The 2,910-nt window shown below is 27.6% G+C and carries 5 protein-coding genes; 1 reads left to right on the forward strand and 4 read right to left on the reverse strand.

Annotated features, from left to right (window positions below; genetic code table 11):
* Positions 1-201: 201 nt before the first annotated feature.
* Positions 202-399 (forward strand): hypothetical protein, encoded by a 198-nt coding sequence (locus AB1Z17_RS03470; RefSeq protein WP_368050403.1) that lies wholly within the window; start codon positions 202-204, stop codon positions 397-399.
* Positions 400-444: 45 nt separating this feature from the next.
* Here AB1Z17_RS03470 and AB1Z17_RS03475 read toward each other — a convergent pair whose 3' ends face one another.
* From AB1Z17_RS03475 to AB1Z17_RS03490, 4 genes are all read right to left on the reverse strand, one after another.
* Positions 445-945 carry a hypothetical protein gene (locus AB1Z17_RS03475; RefSeq protein ID WP_368050404.1) on the reverse strand — a complete coding sequence of 167 codons (501 nt, stop codon included), beginning with the start codon at positions 943-945 and terminating at the stop codon, positions 445-447.
* Between the two features lie 135 nt (positions 946-1,080).
* Entirely contained in the window at positions 1,081-1,215 is a 135-nt protein-coding gene (locus AB1Z17_RS03480; RefSeq protein ID WP_368050405.1) for a hypothetical protein, read from the reverse strand.
* Between the two features lie 408 nt (positions 1,216-1,623).
* Positions 1,624-2,397 (reverse strand): formate dehydrogenase accessory sulfurtransferase FdhD, encoded by a 774-nt coding sequence (fdhD, locus tag AB1Z17_RS03485; protein ID WP_368050406.1) that lies wholly within the window; start codon positions 2,395-2,397, stop codon positions 1,624-1,626.
* Positions 2,398-2,401: 4 nt separating this feature from the next.
* Positions 2,402-2,910, reverse strand: a 509-nt coding sequence (locus tag AB1Z17_RS03490; RefSeq protein ID WP_368050407.1) for a molybdopterin oxidoreductase family protein, incomplete at its 5' end; no start/stop codon positions are given.

Here is a 2,910-nt window from a genome sequence, read left to right on the forward strand (position 1 = left end):
AGATTCTCTAGCCCAATTTATACTTCTAGGCTATTTATTTATTTATTCTCCAATTTAGTAGGTTTTTAGTCAATTTTATAGGGTTGCTATTGCCCTTTATTATGCAATTGGAAATACAATTATTCAGTTAGCAGAATACCTTTATTACTTGTAGTTTCTTCAAAAGAGAAGCCATCTTGTTATTTATGTCTTTCTCAATATATGAAAGCAATTATTTCTTTAAGGAGACCAATAATTATAACTTTTGTACTAGATAAATTTGGTGATTGGAAATTAGATTTTGTTATTTATACGAGATTATCTTTAATTTCAATATTATGGCTTTCAGTAGCACCCATATATGAGCGAATAAAATCTGAAATTCCAGCAGCTATTAAATCGTTAATGCAAATTAAATAATAAATTTGTTTTAGGAATAAATAAAGATGCCAGTTTAGAAATAAATTATTCTATTTTTTGTGGATCTTTCATATTATCGTCCATTTCCTTTTTCAAATCTACAGCTTGTATGTAAATAGCCATTTTACCTCTTATAAAATACAATATGGTTATAACTATAACCGCTATTGGAACAGTATAGATAAATTCTACTTCATCAACATAATCCACACTGTCATTTATTACTGCTATTAATTGAAAGAGATAGACTGAAATAGGAATTGCAATTGCATGAACCCACCAATGCTTGTTGGTTATAAACCAAATAAATAAAAGCAATAAGGGAACAAATTTAGAAAAGAAATAATAGATGTAGTTACTTGCTTTTACATAGTAACCAGCCTTAATTACACCAAAAATAGTTTCCCAGTCTTCGGGGAAATCTGGATCATTAGGATAATTTATAGGCACTGATTGATAAAAGTAAAGTAAATATGGTGTTATAATAATTAAAAACACAATAATACTTCCAATAAGTAAAGATGATTTTTTATTAGTTTTTAGCATTCTTATATTAACTATTCTTTCAAACAAATATAGTTAATTAATTACGATCACAAAATAAAAGCAACTAGAAAACCACAATAGTATTCTATTGTGGTATATGTTAAGTCTGATAACTTAATGTATTAAATTTTGGTTTTATCCTTTTGTAGGAATATACATTTGACCTCTTTTTTTAATAGCTTGGTCATCAGTTGATGTGTTGCTTAATGCTATTGCAGCAAAAAAACCTGCTACAAGTAGCAATCCGAAAATTAATTTTAATTTTTTCATTTTTTGTAAGAATTAAATGATTAGTAAGAACCTCAAATTTAGAATAAAACTTACGTATAAACAAAAAATTACCTGCATTATTTTTTTAAAATTTAAAAATAATGAGATAAAAAAGACTTATTTTCCTTTAATTTAAAGGGCTTACCTGTTAAATATAAAAGGTGAAATAGTCTTAAATTTTAGTAATTAAAACTTTTATTTTGGAGATTATTAAAAGCAAAACTGAATTATTATTCAACAGAAATAGTTTATTTGTCGTAATAATCAGCGAATTACAAATCCTCTCCGTAAAAATTTGTAACTATAGGGACGCTCTTACTAATGCAAAAATATAAAAAATCTTCATATATGCAAAATATTACACAAAATAAGTAATTTATTATTAAAAACGCGTAGTTTGTTTGATTGTTAAGAGTAGAGGGTTGCTTTTTTACCTCGTGAAAAGCCAATTAAGCAAATCCCAAATTCTTTTGCAAAATCTACGGATAAACTTGAACAGGCTGAAACAGCAATAACATAAGGTATTTTGGCTATAAAAGCTTTTGAAATGATTTCATAAGAAACGCGTCCGCTAACCAACATACAATTAACTTTGTTTAAAGAGTTGTTTATTAGTAAATCTCCAATAACCTTGTCAACAGCATTATGGCGACCAATATCTTCCTTAATAGTTAAAAGTTTGTAATTTTTATCAAATAGTGTAGCCGCGTGTGATCCTCCCGAAAGTTCAAAAGTATCTTGCTGTTTTTTCATTTCTTCAAACATAAATTCAATTTTATGAAAATCAAATTTACTATTACTTTTTAGTTTGTTTCCATTTATTGAAATATCTTCTAATTTTTGTTTACCACAAATCCCACAGGAAGAAACAGAAAGTAATGTTCTTTTATTTAAATAACCTTTTCCAATAAGTTTTTTTGGAATAGTAACATTTATTATTGAAAAACCATTTTCTCGTTTTTCAACAACTTCAAAAATTAAATTAGTTTCACGTTTATAAATATCTTCAGCATATAATAAACCACGAATAAGTTCAAAATCATCACCAGGAGTTCTCATTACCACGGTATATGGCTCCTTATTAATGTTTATTTGTAAGGCTGCTTCAACAACTAAAGCATCTTTTATTTTTTTAGTATCTCCGTTATTTATTAAAAGACCTTCGTAATTTAAAGTTTGCATAAAATTAATTTGGTATTCGTTCAAAATCAACTGCAACAACTTTATATTCAGGTGTCATTGTTTCTTTATCTCCAATACTTCCTGTAATTATATTTATAAATACTTCAGGTTGATGGAAAGTAGTTCTTAAAACACCTCTTTTTACGTTTTTAGAGTATTTTATTGGAATATGAACGCTTCCTCTGTCAGAAAAGATACGAACAGTTTCTAGGTCTTTTATTCCTTTTTCTCTTGCATCTCTTGGATGGACTTCTAAAATATCTTTTGCTAAAATAAGTTGATTATCAGTTCTTCTAGTCATTGTTCCAGAATTGTAATGTTCTAATTCACGACCAGTTGTTAAGATAAAGGGATATTTTTTTCCGTGAGAAATAATTTCAGGTGTTTCCTCAAAATCGAAATGATGAAAAGTTCCTATTCCTTTTTTGAAATGTCCATCAATATGAAGCATTTTAGTGTCGGTTCCATCTTCATTTATTGGCCATTGTAAGCCGTTTTCACCTAAACGTTCCC

It is taken from the genome of Lutibacter sp., assembly GCF_040883305.1.
In the GTDB taxonomy this organism is placed as follows: Bacteria; Bacteroidota; Bacteroidia; order Flavobacteriales; family Flavobacteriaceae; genus Lutibacter.

What these genes read in the sequence shown, in the direction of transcription:
- AB1Z17_RS03470 (WP_368050403.1), top strand. Translation starts at nt 202, where the DNA reads ATGAAAGCAATTATTTCTTTAAGGAGACCAATAATTATAACTTTTGTA.
- fdhD (WP_368050406.1), bottom strand. Translation starts at nt 2,397, where the DNA reads ATGCAAACTTTAAATTACGAAGGTCTTTTAATAAATAACGGAGATACT.
- AB1Z17_RS03480 (WP_368050405.1), bottom strand. Translation starts at nt 1,215, where the DNA reads ATGAAAAAATTAAAATTAATTTTCGGATTGCTACTTGTAGCAGGTTTT.
- AB1Z17_RS03475 (WP_368050404.1), bottom strand. Translation starts at nt 945, where the DNA reads ATGCTAAAAACTAATAAAAAATCATCTTTACTTATTGGAAGTATTATT.